15 protein-coding genes are annotated in these 20891 nt (G+C 63.4%); 6 read left to right on the plus strand and 9 right to left on the minus strand.

What is annotated here, in order from left to right; all coding sequences use genetic code 11:
• Positions 1 to 18: 18 nt before the first annotated feature.
• Positions 19 to 879 carry an ABC transporter ATP-binding protein gene (locus tag NBW56_RS05580; protein WP_250258305.1) on the minus strand — a complete coding sequence of 287 codons (861 nt, stop codon included), beginning with the start codon at positions 877 to 879 and terminating at the stop codon, positions 19 to 21.
• A complete protein-coding gene (locus NBW56_RS05585) occupies positions 872 to 1798 on the minus strand; it encodes an ABC transporter permease (RefSeq protein WP_250258306.1) in 927 nt (308 codons plus the stop codon). The genes NBW56_RS05580 and NBW56_RS05585 overlap by 8 nt, the downstream gene beginning before the upstream one ends.
• Before the next feature lie 99 nt (positions 1799 to 1897).
• On the opposite strand from NBW56_RS05585, the gene NBW56_RS05590 reads away from it, so the two are divergent.
• From NBW56_RS05590 to pseI, 4 genes are read left to right on the plus strand one after another with little or no spacing between them, the layout of a single operon-like run.
• Positions 1898 to 2662, plus strand: a complete 765-nt coding sequence (locus NBW56_RS05590) for a glycosyltransferase family 2 protein (protein WP_502799329.1) — start codon at positions 1898 to 1900, stop codon at positions 2660 to 2662.
• A 26-nt stretch (positions 2663 to 2688) separates the two neighbouring features.
• Positions 2689 to 6126, plus strand: coding sequence for a glycosyltransferase family 4 protein (locus tag NBW56_RS05595; RefSeq protein ID WP_250258309.1), 3438 nt, complete (start codon positions 2689 to 2691; stop codon positions 6124 to 6126).
• A gap of 5 nt (positions 6127 to 6131) precedes the next feature.
• Positions 6132 to 7160 (plus strand): hypothetical protein, encoded by a 1029-nt coding sequence (locus tag NBW56_RS05600; protein ID WP_250258311.1) that lies wholly within the window; start codon positions 6132 to 6134, stop codon positions 7158 to 7160.
• A 35-nt stretch (positions 7161 to 7195) separates the two neighbouring features.
• Positions 7196 to 8266, plus strand: coding sequence for a pseudaminic acid synthase (gene pseI, locus NBW56_RS05605; RefSeq protein WP_250258313.1), 1071 nt, complete (start codon positions 7196 to 7198; stop codon positions 8264 to 8266).
• Here the strand turns inward: pseI and NBW56_RS05610 are convergent.
• Positions 8247 to 9752: a bifunctional UDP-2,4-diacetamido-2,4,6-trideoxy-beta-L-altropyranose hydrolase/GNAT family N-acetyltransferase gene (locus NBW56_RS05610; RefSeq protein ID WP_250258314.1), complete on the minus strand. Its 1506-nt coding sequence runs from the start codon at positions 9750 to 9752 to the stop codon at positions 8247 to 8249. The two genes, pseI and NBW56_RS05610, sit on opposite strands and share 20 nt — an antisense overlap.
• Positions 9752 to 10534 carry a cytidylyltransferase domain-containing protein gene (locus NBW56_RS05615; protein WP_349815706.1) on the minus strand — a complete coding sequence of 261 codons (783 nt, stop codon included), beginning with the start codon at positions 10532 to 10534 and terminating at the stop codon, positions 9752 to 9754. Before NBW56_RS05615 ends, NBW56_RS05610 begins: the two co-directional genes overlap by 1 nt.
• Positions 10535 to 10615: 81 nt before the next feature.
• Between NBW56_RS05615 and pseB the strand changes: the two genes are divergently transcribed.
• The gene (pseB, locus tag NBW56_RS05620) at positions 10616 to 11605 is read left to right on the plus strand and encodes a UDP-N-acetylglucosamine 4,6-dehydratase (inverting) (protein ID WP_250258318.1); all 990 of its coding nucleotides are present in this window, start codon (positions 10616 to 10618) and stop codon (positions 11603 to 11605) included.
• A gap of 1 nt (position 11606) precedes the next feature.
• On the plus strand, positions 11607 to 12737 hold the full coding sequence (gene pseC / locus NBW56_RS05625) for a UDP-4-amino-4,6-dideoxy-N-acetyl-beta-L-altrosamine transaminase (protein WP_250258323.1): 1131 nt from the start codon (positions 11607 to 11609) through the stop codon (positions 12735 to 12737).
• Between the two features lie 52 nt (positions 12738 to 12789).
• On the opposite strand, the gene NBW56_RS05630 is transcribed toward pseC, so the two are convergent.
• The 5 genes from NBW56_RS05630 to NBW56_RS05650 form a co-directional block, all read right to left on the minus strand.
• On the minus strand, positions 12790 to 14772 hold the full coding sequence (locus NBW56_RS05630; protein ID WP_250258325.1) for a DUF6541 family protein: 1983 nt from the start codon (positions 14770 to 14772) through the stop codon (positions 12790 to 12792).
• 372 nt (positions 14773 to 15144) lie between these two features.
• A complete protein-coding gene (locus NBW56_RS05635; RefSeq protein ID WP_250258327.1) occupies positions 15145 to 17562 on the minus strand; it encodes a PhoX family protein in 2418 nt (805 codons plus the stop codon).
• A 169-nt stretch (positions 17563 to 17731) separates the two neighbouring features.
• Entirely contained in the window at positions 17732 to 18403 is a 672-nt protein-coding gene (locus tag NBW56_RS05640) for a NifU family protein (protein ID WP_250258328.1), read from the minus strand.
• Positions 18400 to 20346, minus strand: a complete 1947-nt coding sequence (gene feoB, locus NBW56_RS05645) for a ferrous iron transporter B (RefSeq protein WP_250258329.1) — start codon at positions 20344 to 20346, stop codon at positions 18400 to 18402. Before feoB ends, NBW56_RS05640 begins: the two co-directional genes overlap by 4 nt.
• A complete protein-coding gene (locus NBW56_RS05650; protein ID WP_223845736.1) occupies positions 20343 to 20702 on the minus strand; it encodes a FeoA family protein in 360 nt (119 codons plus the stop codon). The genes feoB and NBW56_RS05650 overlap by 4 nt, the downstream gene beginning before the upstream one ends.
• Positions 20703 to 20891 lie beyond the last annotated feature (189 nt).

Here is a 20891-nt window from a genome sequence, read left to right on the forward strand (position 1 = left end):
TGAAGGCGCGAAACGCGACTACTTGAGGTTCGCTCCCGAAGACGCATTCGTGCGGCGATCCACGAACTCCTGGTAGGCGTCGGCAACTTCATCCACGTCGCCGTCGGCTACGAGCACGCCTTTCTCGATCCAGAGCGCACGCGTGCACATGGCGCGCACGGAGGCGAGCGAATGGGACACGAAGAAGACCGTACCGGCCGACTCGCGGATCTCCTCGATCCTGGCCATGCTCTTCTTGCGGAAGGAGGCGTCGCCCGTGGCAAGTGCCTCGTCGATCATGAGGATCTCGGGGCTGCGGATCGTGGAGATCGCGAACCGTAGGCGCGAGGCCATGCCCGAGGAATATGAGGTCATCGGCAGGTAGAGGAAGTCACCAAGCTCGGCGAAATCAGCCACGTGCTCCACGCTCTCACGCACCTCTTTGGAGGAGAGGCCCAGGGCGAGGCCGCCAATCATGATGTTGCGCTCGCCGGTGAGGCGCGGCAGCATCGCTGCATTGACGCCAAGTAGTTCCGGCTCGGCAGAGGTGTAGACACGACCTTCAGTAGGCGGCAGCAGCCCAGCGATCGCCCTCAGGAGAGTCGATTTACCCGAACCATTCGTGCCGAGAATCGCCACGGATTCACCGTGATGAGCTACGAACGATACGCCTTTCACCGCGGGCACATGGGTGATGGGGCCAGTGCTGGGGCGCCCCAGGCTAATCGCCTTATCCCACAGGCTCTTGCGCTGCTTTGCCGTACCGCCCCGGCGCCCACCGAACACGCGATAGGTGATGTAGAGGTCATCAGCGATCACCGACGGCGGCCCAAGGGGCTTGCGCTCGACCTTCTTCGGAAGAGTGCTCGGGTCAATTTCGAAGTCAATATCCTCAGTCACGTCCGTACGTCTCCTCGACTCGCCAGAAGAACACAAAGCCGATCGCGAAAGTGCCCACAGCCCACACAATGGCTTCGAGCCACAACATCGGCGTCATGGGGATCAGGGCCTCATTGCCGAAAACAGCGCGGAACAAATCCAGGTACACCGTGAGCGGCTGATGAAGGAGAATCGGCTTGATCCACATGCTATCGGGCACCATGGCGCTCAGGAGAAACATACCGCCTGAGGCGTAACGGCCCAGGGTGAGGAAGAACGGCAGAGCATTAGCGATGTCCGGGGCACGTGCACCGAGTCGGGCGAAGATCATAGTCACGCCGGCAGAAAAGGTCGCCAAAAGCACCGCGGCAAAGGGCAGCAGCAGCCACGACCACGTGGGCCACACCGCACCCATGCCAGGTAAAAGCCCGGTGACCATGGTCATGATCATCATGGCGATGAGGATCGGCACGAAGAGCACGAACTCGGTCATGACGCTCGCCAAAGGGACGATCGCCCGCGGAAAGCGGTGCGAGCGTATGAGCTGCATATTCGTGGGAATCGAGTTGATTCCGGACATCACCGACGTTTGGAAAAGGGTGTAGCTAAAGGTGCCGATGGTAATGAAAGCCGCGCGGTTATCGATTCCGGGTGCACTGCCATGAAACAGGAAGCCGAAGATCACTACGTAGATTGAGGCGTCCAAGATCGGACGCAAAATCGCCCAAGCCTGCCCCAGATAGGAACCCTGGTTACGGGAGTAGGCACGGGAGGCGGACAGGTGCCAGATGAAGGAACGACGTTGCCATACCTGAGCGATGTAGCGGCCTAGAGGGGGGCGAACGCCCATCTCCCTTAGACCCGATTCACTCGCGAGCTTTGCGGCTTCCGCAGAACTCAAACGTGGAGATAGCTCCACTTGGGGCTTGGTCTCGGCCAAAATCATGCTCCTAAGGGCCTGATGTTGCGTCTCATTTTTGTCTCGCGCTGTTCGCTATGATCTGTCGGTGTGAACCACCGTGATCCATCGTCGCCGCTCGTGAGTGTCATCATGCCGGTTTTCAACGGCACTGCGACTTTACACCAGTCGATGATAAGCGTTCTAAACCAATCGATACGGGATCTCGAGCTCATCGTTGTCGACGACGGCTCGAATGATGACTCCGCAGAGATCGCTGAGCGTCTTGCACAAGAAGACGACCGAGTGCGCCTCGAACGTCGAGCGAAAAGTGGTGGCCCGGCAGCAGCTCGCAACTCGGGGATCGCACAAGCAAAGGGCCGTTACCTGGCGTTTTGCGACGCGGACGACATGTGGTTACCGCACAAGCTTGAGCTCCAAATTGCGTGTGCTGAACGCACCGGGGCCCCATTGATTTACAGCTCCTACCACCGAATCGCACCAGACTTCCACGAGAGCGCGGCAGACTTTACGCCGGAAGGGCGCCTGGTGTCCGTACCTCCGAAAATCACATACAGGGACCTCCTCGCGGGCAACAAGATCGGCAACCTCACCGCCGTAGTCAATCTTTCGGTCACCGGCCCAGTGACGATGGCCGATCGCTCAGGGGCGGAAGATTGGGCCCTCTGGCTCGAGATCACTCGGAAGTTTGGGGCTGCGCGTGGGATTGAGGAGCCTCTCGCGCTCTACCGCGCCGAGCAGAAGGGCTCGCACTCCGATGATCGGCTCCGGGTCATCCGCGCGGTGTGGCGTGTGCTGCGCGAACAGGAAAACGTGCCACGATGGAAGGCCGCCTGGTACCTGATGCGAAGTGCTGTTGCCGCGCTGAGGAAGTCCAGGATTTAGAAAACCGCATGGTGAGGTAGCGAAACATGATTCTGATTTGTACGAACGAGTTGGCGGGGCCAACGGGTTACCACAAATCGGTGGTGCAGCTCGCGAACGGCCTGCATGAGGCGGGCTACCCCGTGGCGGTGATGGCGTTTCTTGGCGGCGGCGATGTGTGGGAGCGAATGCTTCCGTCATGGCCGCTCGACGAGAGCATCCCTGCCTACACGGTACGCTCCCTACCCGCCGACGGAGGCTCGCTGCTGCATCGCGGCGTCTACCCGGAGTATTCGGGCAACCTCGGAGCTTTGCGGTTCTCCTTCACAGCCAACCAGGTCGCGGTCCTGCGCCAGCTCAACGACGTGCTTGATGACGGCGACACGATTGTGTTCACGAACCCCGCCCAGGTTCTCGCCTTCCAGTACGCGCTGGGCGATGCGAAGCGTCGCCCACACACGGTTCTCCAGATTCACGGCGACTACGCCCACCACAAGGAACTGTGGGAACCCCTGAAGTCGGTACGCGGCAGCATCGACCGCCTGCAGACCGTGGCCGATGGTCTGCGCACGCAATTCCTCGACCTTTTTGGCGAATCCAACGTCGTGTTCATTCCGAACTTCCCGGGCGAGGGAAAAACGACCGTCCCGCGCGTAGCACACGAGGGCGTAAATATCGTTCTCCCGGCATCGCTTCAGCACCGCAAAAACCAATTGGACGCGGTACGCGCACTCGCAAAGATCGATGACGACTCAGTGCGGCTCAGCCTCTGGGGTTCGGCACATCCGCTCAACCCCTACGTGAGTGCGGTGCGCGAGGAAATCGCGCGGCTCGGCCTCAACGAGCGCGTCAATATTTGCGGGTACGGCTCTGAACAAGACGTGTACTCCGAAGCGGACATCGTGCTTATGACGTCGCTGTCCGAAGGTTTCCCGTACCCGTTGCTCGAGTCAATGAGTCATTCGCTGCCCGTGGTCGCCTACGACTTTGACTTCGGCGCACGAGAAGCCATCGAGGACGGCCGCAGTGGCTTCCTCATTCCCATGCTCAACGTGGACCTCCTTGCGCAACGACTCGGCGAACTGAGCGCCGACGCCTCCATGCGCGAGCGTTTCGGTGCTGCGGGCCGTGAACGCTACAACGCGTACTTCTCGCAAGAGGCAGTGGGCAAGCGCTACGAGGAATTCCTCGGGCCGAGGGGCAAGGCTATCGATCTGACCGAAGTCTTCGCCGTCGAGGGCAGCGAGCCCATCTCCACAGAGCAGATCAGCCACCGCGTGACATGGCGGGGCCTCTCGCGCTATCACCAGATCACCGTCAAGGGCGATGCCCCTCTGCACGAGGTACAGATCGATAACTCTGATCGCGTGACAACGCCAACGGTCAAACAGCGCACGTCGAAGCGAGGAAAGTCCGGGAAGGCTGCTCGCGAGACCCTGATTCAGTTCCCCGCCTTCGGTAAGGAAGTGATTTCCTACGCCCCGACACCCGGTTCGAAGGAACGTCACTACCTCGGACACACCACGACGCGTCACGAGCTCAAGATTTACGGGCACCTTCGCCGCGATGCCGACTACACCCCCGTGGACGTGCTACACGCCGCCCAGGGCGGAGCCCAGCACGTGTCGTGGTCGACCACGCCAAAAGCCCTCGCAAGCTTTGTGGACAAAGGCGCCGAGGCCGTCTCGTGGAAGGCACGCCAAGTCGCCACGGAACTCAAAAAACACCTGCAAGCGTCGGGCACGAAAGACCAACCCACCCAGGCGATCACGCCCGCTGCTCCTGCAACCAGCCCAAGCGCACCCGCCAAAACCGCGGAGGCGAGCGCTCCCGCGGCGAATTCCACGGCAAGCGACTCGCCTCGGCCTGCGCAGGCCGAGGGTGGCCTCGGCCAAGGTCTTCGTGAATTCGGCAAGACTCTCGGTCTCTCCAACAAGGTTTTGACGAGCGCGACAAACATCGCGAAGTCGTATGCGGGATCGGGCATGAAGTTGCTACGCAATGCCGTTGCCGTCAAAGAGCCCATTGCCCCCCATCGCGAGATCGGCACGCACCCCTGGTTCCCGGTGACCGGCGGCATCGATAACTTTGGCACCCCGGTGAACACCGCCGGCGCCGTTGAGGTCAAGGCTGGCACCCTCACGCACGCACCTTCCGTGCTCATGCGAGGCGAATACGACCAGGTGAGGCTCCGCGACGGGCTCTCGACCCGCACCGTCTCCTCCCCCTTCACCTACGGCGAATTCTTTGATCGGCTGTGCGAAGCCGAACGCGAATACGGTCTTTTCGACATCACCACCCGAAGCGGTGACTACCTGTGGGAACTCGGTCGCTCCGCCCTCGTCATTCAGCTCGCGGAGGCACTCGGCCTGTGGGGCGCCGCGGATGCGATCGGTACCCCGGTGAAGGCCGATTACGATGGCCCGAAGCGTCTCACGACGGCCCCGCACGCGAAGACCGTGGTGTTCGACTACGTGCGCCGCGGGCAGAGCGGGTACCGCACCGCCCCGTTCGTCAACGACACCACCCTGTTCGTGGTGCAAGCCGATGCCAACGGCTACCCCGGCGTTGAGGATTCGCCCCTCGTGTATCCCTTCGCGGAGTTCACCGAGTGGAGCCGCCATTGGCACCAACGCTGGTCGCACCTACGAGTGCCAGAAGTCGATGCGCGCCCCTTCGAGGAAGCCCTCGGCAAGGCGTTCAACATGCGCGTGGACCTCGGCGATCACTTGCGCAACCGCCTCGCGAAGTTCCAACTCGAGCGGGACTTCTTCACCCCCGTCTTCGAACGCGTGCAGCCCGAAGAGGTCATGATTGCCTCGAGTCACTGGCGCGCGGGCATCGTGCACGCCGCACAGCGCTCCGGTGCACTCGTGGGCGACATCCAATACGCGCTCACGAGCCGCTACGCGCCGAGCTTCTGGTTCGGGGATACCCCGCACTACGGTGCGACCCGCTTCCACGCATGGTCAAAGATGTGGGCCGAACGCACCAACGTGTACCGCGAAAGCGTGATCGTGCCTCGCGAACAGAGCGACTTTGAGGCCGCCAAGGAAGCCGTCGGCAGCGCCGAACCACGCTGGGACGTGTGCGTGGTTTCGCAGCCGCGAGTTCTCCGACGGATCCTCGCCTTCGTAAAGCAGATCGTGGAGCAGCGGCCCGAGCTCTCGATCGTGATCGCGCCCCACCCGGCACAGCGCGCCATCATCGGGAAGGAAATCGCCGCCGCTGGGCTCGAGGGGAAGGTCGATATTGCCAGCGAGAACACCCTCATCACCGTAAGCAAGTCCCACATGAGCGTGGGTACGTTCTCCACCTCGCTGTGGGAATCGGCGGCGCTCGGCAAACCCACCTTCGTGATCGAAGTTCCCGGTTACGAAGAGACGCTCCAGGACGTGGAATCGGGCCTGTTCCGCCTCGCCCAGTCCCCCGCCGATCTGGTGCCCTTCACGGTTCCCGAATCGCGCCACCAGATCTTCGCGTAGCGCCCATGGACATCCAAAATCACTACTACGGGCACAGTGCCGCTCTCGCGCGCTATGTCGGCGAGCCAACGGTGAGGCACATCAACGGTTTAGTCCAGCACGGTTGGACCGTGGCCTCGCCCACGCTCGTACATTTTTCCGACTTCGCGACACTCCCCCGCACAGCCCGCCGCCTCGTGTGGAGCCATCATTCCCGCGCGTGGGATCCGGGGAGCGACGAGTTCCCCACCACGGCGATCGGCTCGCCGTGGCTGTACCTGAGCGCCCTCACGCAGGGCGTTCCGGTCAAGCCGCTCGGAAAATCGGTCGCGTTCCCCGTGCACTCCACGCACCTCGTGAAAATCGAAGACGCAAACGCCGGTTTTGCGGAGGAGCTCGCCCGCCGAGAAGGCCCCGCCGTGGTGTGCGTACACCCTGAAGACCTGGCCGATCCCGCAACCGTGGGCTTGTGGCGCGAGCACGGCCATGACGTGGTAAGCGCTGGCGATAGGCGCGACCCGAACTTTCTCGGCCGCATCCTCTACCTCGCTCGCGCGGCGAACCGCGTGGTGTCGAACCAGCTTTCCACGGCCGTGGTCTACGCCGCGGCCGAGGGTACCCCAACCGAGATCTACGGCCCTCCCGTGGCTGTTGGCTCACTCGGCACGAGCGTTTCCACCCGCACGCAAGAGGTGTGGCCCGAGTTCTTCGATGCCTCTGCGGCCGGGCAGCGCGAAAGCATCGCGCTCGCAGAATTGGGCATCGACAACATGCGTGAGGCCGCCGAGCTTCGCGAATTGCTCGGGTGGGAAAAACGGCGGGTAAGGCCCTGGTTCGACTATTGGGGCGGAGCGCCACTTCGAAAGGCGGGTGCGGTACTCGGGATCGTCAAACGGCCTGACGGCGCCCAAGATGCTGGATCCCACAACTCCCCCTTGGCGTTCCTCAAGCATCCTCTCAGTCACCTACCCGGCCCTCTCCCACGATTCGATCAAACCGCTCTCTTGCCAGCCCCCATCACCGATGAGCGCTCGGCGTCACTCCGCAACACATAAAAATCGATATTCCAAGCGGCGGTATGATCGAGGGCATGTCGCAACATCAGCACACACCTAAGACGCTTGAGCTCAAAGACCACACAATCGGCGAAGGGCACCGCCCGTTTGTTGCCGCGGAGATGTCAGGCAACCACAACGGTGATCTCGGCCGCGCACTCGCGATCGTCGATGCGATCGCTGAAAGCGGCGCCCCCGCGATCAAACTCCAGACCTACACGGCAGACACCATCACCATCGATGCCGACGGACCCGCTTTCCAAATCAGCGCCGACCACGACCTGTGGGGCGGGCGCAACCTCTACAGCCTGTACCAAGAAGCGCACACCCCGTGGGAATGGCACGAGCCGATCTTTGAGCGGGCCCGCGAGCACGGCCTGGTTCCGTTCTCGAGTCCGTTCGATGCCACCGCCGTGGATCTTCTCGAAGACCTCGACGTTGAGCTCTACAAGATCGCCTCCCTTGAAATTGGTGATATTCCGCTCCTGCGCACCGTGGCGCGCACGGGTAAGCCGATCATTCTTTCCTCGGGTGCCGCGAATGCCGCCGACATCGACCTCGCCGTGGCCACGATTCGCGCCGAGGGCAACGACAACATCGCCGTTCTTGGCTGCACGTCCTCCTACCCGGCAACCGCGGACGCCTCGAACCTGCGCACCATCGAGGTGCTGCGCGACACCTGGAACGTGGTGAGTGGGCTTTCCGACCACACCAAGGGCATCGGCGTGAGCGTCGCTGCCGTAGCCTTCGGTGCCTCAATCTTGGAAAAGCACGTCACCCTGCGCCGTGCCGACGGCGGCGTCGACTCCGACTTCTCCCTCGAACCCGAGGAGCTCAAGGCGCTTGTCGACGAGTCCTACGCAGCGTGGCTCGCGATCGGTGACGTGCACATTGGCCCCGTGGCGAGCGAGGCGGAGAGCCAGCGACTTCGCCGCTCCCTGTACGTGGTCGAGGATGTTCGCGCAGGCGACGTCGTCACCGAGAAGAACGTGCGCTCGATTCGCCCTGCTGGCGGCCTCGAACCCCGCTACTTCGATACGGTCATGGGCCGCACCTTCCGTACCGACGCCGCTAAGGGAACCGCGCTCAGCTGGGATCTGATTTAACGAACGCCGCGAACTCCGGTTCGTTTCGATCGGGCCACGGCTCATAGCCGGCCCGATCGAAAAGGCGCATAGAAGGGGCGTTCTCGGCGCGCACAAACGCCATCACGCTCGAGCCCGGGTGGCGTCGGAAAAAGAGCGATTCCGCTTCCGAAAGAACCTTTCGGGCAAGCCCGCGCCCCCGCGTTTCCGGTGCTAAGTTGATCGACACCTCCCAGGCGGAGCCGTCGGCATCGAAACGCACCATGCCCACGGGCCGCCCCTTCACTTGTGCAATGAAGAGCTCGCGGTCGTGTCGCTCGAGCGTGCGTTCGAGCCAAGGTGCATGAGCATCGAGTCCAATAGCCTCGGTTGTGCGAGAAACCGCTCGCGTTTCCGGGTCGTTTCGCCAGCGCAGCAGATGGAGGCAGTCCCCCATCGAGGCATCACGCACGGTAAGCGTCTTACTTGGCGCGGCGTCGCGTGCCAAAGTCGACTTCTCGGCGAAGCGCTCATCGAACAACGTGGTCCAGGCTTCCACAATGCGCTCCGCACCGCGCCCATCGACCTTGGCCATGGCTTCGCGAGTGCTGACGGCGCCTGCGGCTAATGCTTCAACGAAAGAATCGAGTTGGGCCGCAGCTTGGGCACGGTGAGCGCGAATCTTGTCAATCGTGCCAAGACCCTTCGCAATTCCCGCGTCAAGAGCCGCGGCATATCCCGCTTTTTGGTTGTCCACGACCGCCACGAGCAGCGTGGGAACGCCGATGCACGCGAGCTCCCACGCACTCGTGCCGGAAGCACTCACCACGAAATCCATCGTGGAAGCAATCTCGAGGAACGCGGGCGTTGGCTCGAGCAACTGCACACTCGGCCCCGCCGCTTCTGCGACAGCCTCCCAGTGGCGTGTGGGGGCGATCACCGTGAGCTCGATGTTGCGAGGAAGGCCGGCGCAGAGGCCCGCGATCGTGGCGGCTGCGCCCGTTGCGTCGGTGCCGCCCATCACTATCAGGGCGCGTGGGACCGGTGAGGGGGCGAAGTCGTGTTCGCGTTTGTGTCGGGCAGCGAGCACCTGCGGGCGCATCGGCGCGTAGGCGATTCCTCGCAGCACGCGCCCCCGCGACGCGCGCCCGCGTTCAGTGAACTCCGCGCCGATCGTCGAATCGACGACGAGATCGGCATCGCGCCGCCCGTAGCTGCCGTCCTCCATCGAGGAAAGAAGCGCTCCGGCGGCCCGCACCTGCTCCAGGGCCTCGTTTCCCACCGTGTAGTCATCTACGTGCACGATCGAGGCGCCGTGCTCTGCCGCGAGTGCGCCAAGGTCACCCGGCGCGGGCACCACCGTCAGTTGCGCCTCCTCGACCAGCTGCCGCGCAAGAGGTGACTGGATGTCACCGGCGACACACACCGAATGCCCGGCGTTCACGGCGGCATCAGCTACCGACACCACCCTGACGAGATGCCCGATGCCGCCTTCCTCGGTGGCATCACATCGGAACAGAACATGCATCAGCCATCAGCCAGCTTCTTTTGTCGAATCTTGGCGTTGATCTGAGTGATGTCAGGCCGCGAACGCAGCACATTGACGACGTCCTGCCATGCCGGAGGCTCATCGCCGAGCTCCGAAACGACAGCATCAAGGAGCTGGCCGTCCTCGGCAGTGTCCAAGGTGACCCGCAAATCATTCGCTGCTGGCTGCACCACGAGTCCCATCGTGCGGAACGAGCTTTTGCTGTCGTACAGGTACGACGTGACGTGAATGCGGTGAAAGCTCTCCGCCTCCTCATTCGCAACCTGCAAGGCGCTGCGCGAAGCGAGCTCGACATCGAGGCCACGCGGCAACGTGCGAATCAGCGTTGTCGCCACGTAATCAAGACTTGGATCAACTCGCCACATGCTCACGATCGCGGAGATCAGCTTGGGGTCGCACAGTGGGCAATCAGCGGTCAAGCGCACCACCGCATCGGCGTCGGTGGCATCGATCGCCAGCATGAACCGCGAAAGCACGTCGTCTTCACTGCCGCGCACGACCTTCACGCCGAGCCGCTTCCCGAGAGTCTCGACGTCATCATCCTTGTCAGAAGTCGAGGTGGCGATCACCACATCGTCGATCCCCTGTGCCGCGCGAGCAGCCCGCACCATCCACTCCAAAACTGGACGTCCAGCCAGGGGACGAAGCACCTTTCGGGGCAAACGCGACGAGCCCGTTCGGGCCTGAATGACGGCTACAATTCGCTTTGAACTCACTGCGCCATAATGGCACATGCAGTTGGCGCCGTGCCATAATGGCATCCGCGATCACGTCAGTTCCAGCGGCTGCGACCGCACATAGGGAACTCGCGTATAGACATCGATTAACGAAAGAGAACCTCAATGTCAGTGCTCAGCGGTTCATCCATCCTCATCACCGGTGGAACCGGTTCCTTCGGTAAAGCATTCCTCAAAGAGGTGCTCGAGAACCACGACCCCCGACGCGTGGTGATTTTCTCCCGCGATGAACTCAAGCAGTACGAGGTTCGTAACCAGTTCAACAACGACCCGCGCCTGCGTTGGTTCATCGGCGACATTCGCGACGAAAAGCGCCTTCGCCGCGCCCTGCACGGCGTGGACTACGTGGTGCACGCCGCGGCGCTCAAGCAGGTCGATACGGCCGAATACAACCCCTTCGAGTTCGTGAAGACCAACATTCTGGGAAGCCAGAACGTGATCGAAGCGTCGATCGACGCGGGCGTGAAGAAGGTCGTGGCGCTCTCCACGGACAAGGCCTCGAGCCCCATCAACCTCTACGGCGCCACGAAGCTCACGGCCGACAAGCTCTTCATTTGCGGCAACCACTACGCGGCCGCCTACCCCACCCGCTTCTCCGTTGTTCGCTACGGCAACGTCATGGGATCGCGCGGCTCGGTGATTCCGTTCTTCCGCAAGCTCGGCGAAGAGGGCAAGCCCCTTCCGATCACGGATCTGCGTTGCACGCGCTTCTTCATCACCCTGCCCCAGGCCGTGAAGATGGTGACCGAGTCCTTCGAGTTCATGCAGGGCGGCGAACTCCTCGTTCCCCGCATCCCGTCGATGAAGGTCGTCGATCTCGCCCATGCCGTTGTTCCGGGCGCGGAACTCGTGGACGTTGGCCTGCGTCCCGGCGAGAAGCTCCACGAGGAAATGATCAGCCCCGAGGAGGGCCGCCGCGCCGTCAAGATTGCCGGCGGTAAGTACTTCATCATCCAGCCGGATCTCGCGACCTGGGGTTACGAGACCCCGGCAGATGCCGAACCGGTGGAAGCCGGCTTCGCCTTCCGTTCAGATTCCAACGACGCGTGGTACACCCGCGAGCAGATCGCCGACATTATTGCGGAAGGGATCTAAGATGCTCCCCTACGGTCGTCAATCAATCAACGAGGACGATGTAGCAGCGGTCACCCGCGCGCTCGGTAGCGACTGGCTCACGACTGGCCCTGAGGTGGATCGTTTCGAAGAGTCGATTGCGAAGCGCACCGACGCCTCGCACGCGATCAGTGCGACTTCCGGAACCGCCGCGCTGCACCTTGCCTACGCCGCTGCTGGCGTTGGCGCCGGCGACGAGGTGGTCACCACCCCGCTGACCTTCGTGGCGACCGCAGCCACGGCCGCCGTTTTTGGGGCAAAGATCGTTTTCGCTGACGTCGACCCAAAAACGGGCAACCTCGATCCTGCCGCCGCGGAAGCCGCCGTCACGCCAAACACCAAAGTCATCGCTGGCGTGGACTACGCCGGCGTTCCCGTGGAAGCCGACGCGCTCAGAGCTCTTGCTGAGAAGAACGATGCGCTCTTCTTGGAAGACGCCGCCCACTCGATCGGCTCCCGCCGCAACGGCAAGCCCGTGGGCTCGCTCGCGCACATGACCAGCTTCTCGTTCTTCCCGACCAAGAACCTCACCACCGCTGAGGGCGGCGCCCTCGTGACCGACAACGAGGAACTCGCCACCCGCGCACGACGCTTCAAGAACCACGGTCTTGTGCGCGACAAGAAGCTTCAGCGCTATCCCGATGAGGGGCCGTGGCACCAGGAAGTGCACTCCTTCGGCATCAACTACCGCCTTCCCGACGTGCTGTGCGCGCTCGGCAGCTCGCAGCTGCAGAGGCTTGACTCGTTCGTGGCCCGCCGCGCCGAGATCAAGCGAATCTACGACGAAGCGCTCGCAAACCTCGACGGCGTTGATATTCCCTTCGCCCCCGAAGAGGCCGAGCCCGCCTGGCATCTGTACCCGCTCAGGGTTCCCGCTGAGCGTCGCAAAGCGATTTTTGAATCCCTGCGAGAGCAGGGGATCGGCGTCCAGGTGAACTACATTCCTGCCTACTGGCATCCCGTTTTCGAGGATCTCGGCTACAAGCGCGGAATGTGCCCGGTTGCCGAGGACTTCTACCGTCGGGAAATCTCCCTGCCGATGTTCCCTGATCTGCGCGATAGCGATGTCGAGCGCGTGATCGATGCGGTTCGCAAAGCCGTAGAGACTGCTTAACATGGGGGGTGTCGCCGCTCCCCACTCGAGCAGCGACACCCCACTCTTCTCGTTAGCGGCAATCGATCTCTATGAGTCGGGAATGGTCGGTTTCAAAGATGGTTGCTCCGGGCACGGGAAGTGCCACGTTTAAGGGATTGAACGACGGGTCGTACTGATAGAGATCCCTCTCCTGGTACACGTACCCAATTCCCGCCTCCTCGAGCAGGGCACACGCACGAGGATCGGAAGCCGCACGCGGCACCGCATCGATCACGGCGCGGTCTTTCGTGGAAAGCGCCATCCCCGCCACCGGAAAATACACCTTGGCGCCCTCTAACGCATACATGTGGGCCGCTCCCGAGTAGGGGCTTGCGAGAATCGAACGGTCGGCGTTCATCTCGGGCAAGGCCGCGGCAAAGTCTTCGCGCTCCCCCACCTGCAAGAACCTCCCGCGGCCCGGATAGTCGGGTTGGAGGTTCTTGGCCGCGTCCGCATGGCGGAAGGGAATCGAACTGAGCGCTGCCACGACGGCAAGCACGAGCGCCGTCCCTTGCACGAGCGTGAAACGCCCGCGGGGTCGCGCGCCCAGTGCCTTGCGCAGCCACGCAGCAATCACCTCGATTCCAGGAATCATGAGGGCGATCGAGAGCATCGCGAGTGGGATTGAAAGTCGATCTTGGCCGCGGAAGTAGAGGGCCGAAAGATTCAGCGGCGAATCAACGGCAGCATCGAAGTACAGGACCGCCACGGCGACCCAGCAGGCGGCGAGCCAACGTTCGCCGCGTACAAGGCTCACAACAAGCCCCGGCAGCCACAGGAGCGCCATGACGACCCCGAGCGGCATGGGCCACACCGTAAGGAGACCGAGGAACACCTCGCCGAATGCCGTGCTCATCGGCACCTGCAAACCACCGGAAAAGCCAGTCGCACGCGCGCCGATCGGCGTGAAGGCCACCGCGAAGACGGGGGCAAGCGCAAGCACCGGAATCGCCCACAGCACCCTCCGTTGCTTTGGCGCGCGCAGAATCCGTACGGCGCTCAGCACACCGAGAAGCAGAAGCAGTGTGACCGCGGTGTTCGGGTGCAAAAGTGCGAGGCCCACGAGTGCGAGGAAGGCGACGCCCCCCATGCACACGAGCGGCTTCACCCACGCCGCAGCTTTACGCCAACCGGAAGGAGCGTGCGAAGAGCTCGAGGCTCGCGCACTCAGAATTCCACGTGGGGCTTGTGGCTGGACAGCATCTTCGAGGGTGAGCCACAGGGCGTAGGCAGCAGCGAGCAGCCCCGGGAGGATCGCGAAACCAATGAGGTTGGGGATCGGCGAAAGGTGGATCCACAGGTCCACGGGGCTCGCTGGAACGAGCGCTGCGCCGATGGCTGCCGTCGGACCCGCCCACCGCACGCGCGGAAAAACCACCGCCGCAAGGAGGGCATTGCCAACGACCCACGGCACCACCGCGAGCGCGAGCACCGAGCCGTTCAGAACGATAGGGATATTGGCGATCGGGACGAGCGAGGCAAGATCGTGGAAGCCAGCCGGATACGAGGCCGCCGAAAGGTCGGTGCGCGTAAGCGCATTCATGCTGAGGCTCGAGCCGTCGCCACGATCGCGAATGAACGCGAGGGCATTGAGGTGATAGAGCGCGTCGTAACGTTCAAGAATCGCCCCTGGGGTGCGCGCGACGACAAAAAGTGGCACAAGGCAGACCGCGAGCGCAGCAAGCAGCGCGGCAGCCCACGCCACAGCCTGCCGTGTCGACGGGAGCGCCAGGTGGGAGGCGTGCAGGCGCGTGGGCGGTAGCGTGATCCCAAGGGCTCGCGCCGCACCGCACGCCGCGATCAGGGCCGCGCAGGCCAAACCAAACGGCACGAGGTTCCATCGCAGCCCCACGAAGCTCGCGCCGATCGCTGCGAGGCCCGCAATCGCCATACTGATGGCGGGGGCGAACGCCGTGGCGAGGAAGGGGGAGCCACGCAGGATCCTCATGCAGATGTAGCCGGGCAGGTACGCGAGCACCAGGGTGAAGGCGATGACGGCAATAAGCAACAGCATTTCAATCAAAAGGGGCGCAGCTCCAGTTCTCGTTGTCGAGGCTTTTCCAACGCCCCGATATCATGCGTGTCCCGCACGCAAGACTACGCAAGGTACACCCTTCGGCGGTCCAAACATCGTGCAGTATCAGATCCCCGGTGCACACTCACGATAGAGCATTGCAGCGTCTTGCTTCCTGTCACATGCTGACCGCTGGGATCGCGTTTCAGATCCATGCGGTGTCGTCCTGCAGTCTCGGGAAGGCTTGAAATACTGCCCTGCCAAACACTGCAGCACCGCGGGGTCCTACGAGCGGATCGGGAATAGCAGAGGGGCCCCGCGCCGCAGCGCGAGACCCCTCCCGTTCAAGCCCTAGGGCTCAGCGGTTCATGCTCAGGCGTCGGCCTGGCCGTCACCTTCAGCCTCGGTTGCAGGCCCCGCATCCTTGGCGGACTTTGCCGCCATCATGCCGCCGGCTGCGAGCAAAGCTGCGGCGCCTGCGGCAACCGGAGCGGCCTCGAAACCGGTGCGCGGAAGCGGGCCACGGTTGTTTTCTGCATCCTTCTTAACCTTCTTGACCGGCTTCTTCGGCTGCTTCTTCTCCGGCTTCTTGGGAGCGGGCGCAACCGGAACAGCCGCGTCGCTCGGGTCCTTGCCGGGCGCAGGCTGTGCCGACGGCTCCTCGGGCTTGGGCTCCTCAGGCTTCGGCTGTTCCGGCTTCGGCTCGGGCTTGGGCTCTTCAGGCTTCGGCTCCGGCTTCGGCTCCTCAGCGTCTTCCCAAATCGGCAGAACCTGCACAACCGTCGGGCGCGGGCCGGTCTGGTTGTACTCAGGGAAGAAGGAGTGCTGCTCGCTGAACTTGCCGTCTTCACCCGGGTGCTGAACCGACACGAATGCCGAGTAATCCTCGTCGCGAACGATCGGACCACACGTCTCTGCCTCGCGAGGCACAGAGAGGAACTGCTCGACGTTGCCGCGCATGTCTCCCTCGAGGGTCACGCGGAACAGACCGTCGTTGTAGCCGATCCCGCTCGGGGCACCGTCGGTCGAAATCCAGAGGTTGCCCACCGAGTCGAACGCGAGGTTATCCGGGCAGGAAATGGGCGAAACCGACTTCGGATCGACGTTGCCGTAGAAGGTCTGGTCGCCACCGTTGGGGTCGCCGGCCACGAGGAGAAGATTCCATGCGAACTCGGTGCTCGTCTGGTCGCCGCGCTCGTCGAGCTCGAGCACCTGACCGTCGCGGTTCTTCTGGCGCGGGTTGACCTCATCCACCTGGAAGATCTCACGCTTCGAGTTGTTCGTGAGGGCCGCGTACACCTTGCGCGAGTGGTGCGACGGCTCGACGTCCTCGGGGCGGTCCATCTTGGTGGGCTCCACCTTGTCGGCAGCGGTGCGGGTATTAACCGCGATCTCCTCGACGGTCATGCCCTCAACCTGCGACTCGCCGTCGAGGATCAGCGGAACCCATTCGCCGGTGCCGTCGAACTGGCCGTCCGAAGGAACGGCGCCGCTGCCGTCGATTTCTTCCTTGGGCGAGTTGCCGTAGAAGCGCGCGACGTAAAGATCGCCCTCGCTGAGGAGCGTCATGTTGTGCTTGCGATCGCCCTCGACGTACTTCTCCTTGGAGACGAACTTGTACATGTACTCGAAACGCTCGTCGTCACCGGAGTAGACAACCGCGCGGCCATCCTCGGCGATGATGACGTTCGCGCCTTCGTGCTTGAAGCGGCCGATCGCGGAGTGCTTCTTCGGGGTCGAGGTGGGGTCCCACGGGTCGATCTCGATAGCGTAACCGAAGCGGTTGACCTCGTTTTCGTAGCCGGGGTTCGTCGCATTGAAGCGAGGGTCAATCATTTCGAAGCCGTACACCGACTCTTTCGAGTCGATGCCGAGGCGGGCGTTCGACTGAATGTTCTCATCGGCAACGAAGTAGCCGTGGAAGTTTTCTTCGCCCGAAAGGAGCGTGCCCCACGGGGTGAGGCCACCCGAGCAGTTCGCGAAGGTGCCGAGGATCGTGCGGCCTTCGGGGTCGTCCTTCGTTTTCACGAAGTCGGAGCCCGCGGCGGGGCCGGTGAGTTCATACTCCGTGTCGAGGAGGAATCGGCGGTTGAGTTTCGCACCCTTCACGTAGGTGTAGGGCGACTTGCGGTCCTTGCGCTCGAGCTCCACGACGGTGAGGCCCTGAGCTGCCATGGTGATGGCGACCTGATCATGCTTCGGCATGTCCTCCGGGAACATGATGTTCGCGTTCGTGTACTCGTGGTTCACGAACATGACGGCGCGCAGGCCATCCGAGCCGGGGATCTCCTGGATCTCCGTGTAGTCGTTGTTGTACCCGAACTGCTTTTTCTGCGCCTCGACGCTCTGCTTGTTCCAGTCGAACTCGGGCGAATCGTCAAAGAGGGGGTCACCCCACTTGATGACGGGCTCCCAGCGGTAGCCCTCGGGCACGTTGAACTCGTCGACATCCTTGTTGACGGGGGCAATCGGGGTGAAGCGGAGCTTCGAGCCGTTCGGCGCTTCAGGAGCGGAGCCGATCGTGGGGTTCGGCGCGGACGGGTCGGCAGCGAAGGCGGCCTGACCCATGCCCTGCGTGCCGCCGGCGGCGATCACGAGGGCGCTCGCGGCAGCACCGCCGAGGAGCGAGCGGCGGCTGATCGCGGCGGAGACGATGTCACCGAGGTAGGAGTTGTTGCTCGTGTTGCATGCGGGCTTCGCGCACTGGTTATCGCACTTGAGTGCGCAGGTCACGGCGGAACGCTTGCCGCGAACGTGATCCTTCATGAGGAGGGGGAGGTGGAGCACCATGGGAGGCATCCCTTCAATGTGGTTGGTGATCGGACGCAGTTACAGTGCTCTACAAGAGGGACCAACATCCGCAATAAAAGTGACGCCCACGTGAATTTTTTTCCAAAAAACAGCCAAGACGTGCGCGTGCCGCCCGCCACGAGGGCGGATGAGGCGCCTGCCTATACCCTCACGACGAGGACGCTGGCGCGCGGCGAAAAAGCCCCTCGAAGAGCCGAGGCCCGGTGCGTGGCGTCACATCCCGCACCTGAGCAAGTGTGGGCACGCGCTTCGCGAGCGCCTTCTCGATACGCAGGTGCAGCGTGACCTCGGAGAGCTCACACCCTTTGCACGCCCCCGCGAACTCGACGCTCACCACTCCCCCGGCATCGCCCCATTCCACCTCGACGATGCGGACCTCTCCCCCGTGCGAGGCGATGTACGGCGCGAGGTCGCCGTCGATCACGTCGGTCGCGGCGAGACGCAAGGCCTCAGCGCGCCTGTCCGCCCCGATCTGCGCCTCCATTTTCGCGAAGTGGGGCGCTGCCTCGTCAAGCATGCGGGCAAGTCCCTCGCGCACCGAGTCTGCGTCGTCGCGCCATGAGCGTCCCGCACGTAACCACACCCAGAGCCCGTACGGCTCCGCCACAATTCGCTCAAGCTGCGGCAGCGCCTCCGGAACTGGCTCCCAGCCAAGCGGCAGCGGCGTCCCCTGCACGCTCCACCTGAGCACTCGCTCCGCCCCGGTCACGCTCGCCGGGACGGGGGCGGCATGGCCAAGAGTTGGCGCGAATCGCTCGGCTTCAGTGGGCAAGGCGTCGGGTCCGACGCTTGCCGAGGAACCGTCGGACCCGTGGCTCACGCGAGCGCCCCCACCGCGAGCTTCGCGATCAACGCTCCCACCCACGCGAGCGCGAACATGTAGCAGAAGGCGAGGGTCGGCCACCTCCACGACCCGGATTCGCGGCGCAGGGCCGCGATCGTGCTCGTGCACTGCAGCGCGAACACGAAGAACACGAGGAGGGCTACGGTGGTGCTCGGCGTGAACAAAAGCTGCCCTTCGTGCGGCCCGGGCCCCCACGTGAGCGAGGAAAGGGCATCGCCCGGGTCTTCCGGATCCGAGGCGCTCGCGATCTGGCCGAGGGTGGAGACGAAGACCTCACGCGCACCGAGCGAGGCCACGACTCCGACGCTCACGCGCCAGTCGAAACCGAGCGGTTCGAATACGGGCTGCACGGCCTTCCCGATGCCCGCACCGTAGGAGTGCTCAAGCTGGTAGGTCGCCACGGCCGCCGAATCGGACTGGTCGATGCCCGCGGCCGCGAGCTGCGCATCACTCGTGGCGGGGAGATTGAGCAGCGCCCACAATACGAGCGTGAGCACGAGGATGATGCGCCCCACCTTCGTGAGGAAGCCCTTGACGGGGATCCACGTATTCGTGACCAGCTCCCGCAGCGTGGGGATGCGGTAGGTGGGCATCTCCATGTAGAAGGGCAGGCTTGCGCGGCCGCGCCCAAAGATCTTGGAGAACACCCACGCCGAGGCCATCGCCGAGCACGCACCGAGCAGGTACAGGGCGAAGAGCGCCGCGCCCTGCGCACCGATCACGCCGCCAAGGCGGGCATCAGCGGGGATGAGCATCGCAATGAGCATCGTGTACACGGGCAGGCGCGCCGAGCACGTCATGAGCGGGATTGTGAGCATCGTCGCGAGCCGATCCTTCGCCGAGGGAAGCGAACGCGTCGCCATAATCCCGGGAATCGCGCATGCGAGGCTCGAAAGCATCGCCACGAACGCTCGCCCCTCGAGACCCGCCCCCGCCATGACACGGTCCATGAGGAATGCCGCTCTCGACATGTAGCCGGATGCCTCGAGAATGGCAAGCGCGAAGAACAGCAGGAAAATCTGGGGAACGAACGTGAGCACGCCGCCCACGCCACCGATCAAGCCATCGGCCACGAGACCGGCGAGCCACTCGATGCCAATGCGGTCGCGAGCTATATCGCCGAGGAGCGCGAAGCCTTCCTCGATCCACCCCTGGATCGGCGCAGCGACCGTGAAAATGAGTTGGAAGAGGGCGAACATCGCCGCGAAAAACACGAGGCTCCCCCAGAGCGGGTGCAGCAGCACCGCGTCGATGCGGCGAGTACGCGTGTGCGTGCCGGGTGCGCGGTAGTGCGCGGCTTTCAGCACCGAATCAATCCACGCAGCGGAGCCCTTCGGGTTGGTGGGCGCCGGTACGGCGGGGCTAGGCCAGTCCTCTTCCGACGCCAGCTGGGCTTTCAGCGCGTCGAGCTCTCGGTGGTTTCCGGCCGTCACGACGAGAACGCGGTGGCCAAGCGCCTTCGACAGTGCCGCGACGTCCACACTGCCGCCGCGCTCAAGGAATTCATCGGCATGAGTGAGCGCCACGAGGATCGGCAGACCCGTGCGCTGAAGCTGCGCGATGAGCCCGAGTGAACGACGCATACTCGTCGCATCGAGCACGGCGATGAGCGCATCAGCGCGGTTTTCATCGCTGAGCGATTCGAGAACCACCTGCTCATCGGGGCTGATCGGGTCGAGTGAATAGGTGCCGGGGAGGTCTTCGATCTCGGCGTCGAGTGGGGCTCCGGAGGCGTCGTGCACCGCAACTGCGCCCACGAACCTGCTGACCGTGACGCCCGGGTAGTTCGCGACCTTCGCGCGCATGCCCGTGAGGGCGTTGAACACCGTGGATTTACCGGCGTTCGGGTTGCCCACGAGCGCAAAACGGCGCGCGCCGGTCTCGCGCGGCGCTTCCGGCGCCGCATCGTGGCAGGTCATGCGGCCTTCTTCTCGACAGTGTTCGTGTCGTGTTCGTCCCCAACGTGTACGAGGATGCGCGCGGCATCGCGCTTGCGCAGCACGATTTCACAGTCGGCAACGCGGAACACAAGCGGGTCGCGCATGGGCGCCTTGCGCACGAGTTCCACCTCGAGGCCGGGGTGGAAGCCCAGGTCAAAGAGACGCCGGCATAGCACCGAGTTCGCCTCGCGATAGGCGGCGATCACCGCGGTGACCCCCTTCGGCAGCTCATTGAGCGCAATGGTCGAAGCGAAGGGGCAATCGAGAGTGCACACAAGCGCGCGGGAGGTGAGCTCCTCGGCGAGCGCGTCCATCTCGGTGTAGGCGACTGACATATTTGCAAGGTTAGCATTGCCTAATCTCACGAGGAAGAGATGTGCGGCACGCCACCGCCCCCCCCTGCCCGCACACCCGTCGCGTTCACCGATCTGAATACTCAGTGAACGAGCTGCAAAATTTACCTCTCTGTCTTGCCGAAAAATCCCCACGATTGGTCTTCTTAAAGTGGTTTTAGAAAACCGCTC

The sequence above is a fragment of the Dermabacter sp. Marseille-Q3180 genome (genome assembly GCF_940792985.1).
Lineage (GTDB): Bacteria > Actinomycetota > Actinomycetes > Actinomycetales > Dermabacteraceae > Dermabacter > Dermabacter vaginalis.

What these genes read in the sequence shown, in the direction of transcription:
- NBW56_RS05650 (WP_223845736.1), bottom strand. Translation starts at nt 20,702, where the DNA reads ATGTCAGTCGCCTACACCGAGATGGACGCGCTCGCCGAGGAGCTCACC.
- NBW56_RS05630 (WP_250258325.1), bottom strand. Translation starts at nt 14,772, where the DNA reads ATGCTGTTGCTTATTGCCGTCATCGCCTTCACCCTGGTGCTCGCGTAC.
- NBW56_RS05595 (WP_250258309.1), top strand. Translation starts at nt 2,689, where the DNA reads ATGATTCTGATTTGTACGAACGAGTTGGCGGGGCCAACGGGTTACCAC.
- NBW56_RS05635 (WP_250258327.1), bottom strand. Translation starts at nt 17,562, where the DNA reads ATGGTGCTCCACCTCCCCCTCCTCATGAAGGATCACGTTCGCGGCAAG.
- pseI (WP_250258313.1), top strand. Translation starts at nt 7,196, where the DNA reads ATGTCGCAACATCAGCACACACCTAAGACGCTTGAGCTCAAAGACCAC.
- NBW56_RS05610 (WP_250258314.1), bottom strand. Translation starts at nt 9,752, where the DNA reads ATGCATGTTCTGTTCCGATGTGATGCCACCGAGGAAGGCGGCATCGGG.
- feoB (WP_250258329.1), bottom strand. Translation starts at nt 20,346, where the DNA reads ATGACCTGCCACGATGCGGCGCCGGAAGCGCCGCGCGAGACCGGCGCG.
- NBW56_RS05600 (WP_250258311.1), top strand. Translation starts at nt 6,132, where the DNA reads ATGGACATCCAAAATCACTACTACGGGCACAGTGCCGCTCTCGCGCGC.
- pseC (WP_250258323.1), top strand. Translation starts at nt 11,607, where the DNA reads ATGCTCCCCTACGGTCGTCAATCAATCAACGAGGACGATGTAGCAGCG.
- NBW56_RS05615 (WP_349815706.1), bottom strand. Translation starts at nt 10,534, where the DNA reads ATGCCATTATGGCACGGCGCCAACTGCATGTGCCATTATGGCGCAGTG.
- pseB (WP_250258318.1), top strand. Translation starts at nt 10,616, where the DNA reads ATGTCAGTGCTCAGCGGTTCATCCATCCTCATCACCGGTGGAACCGGT.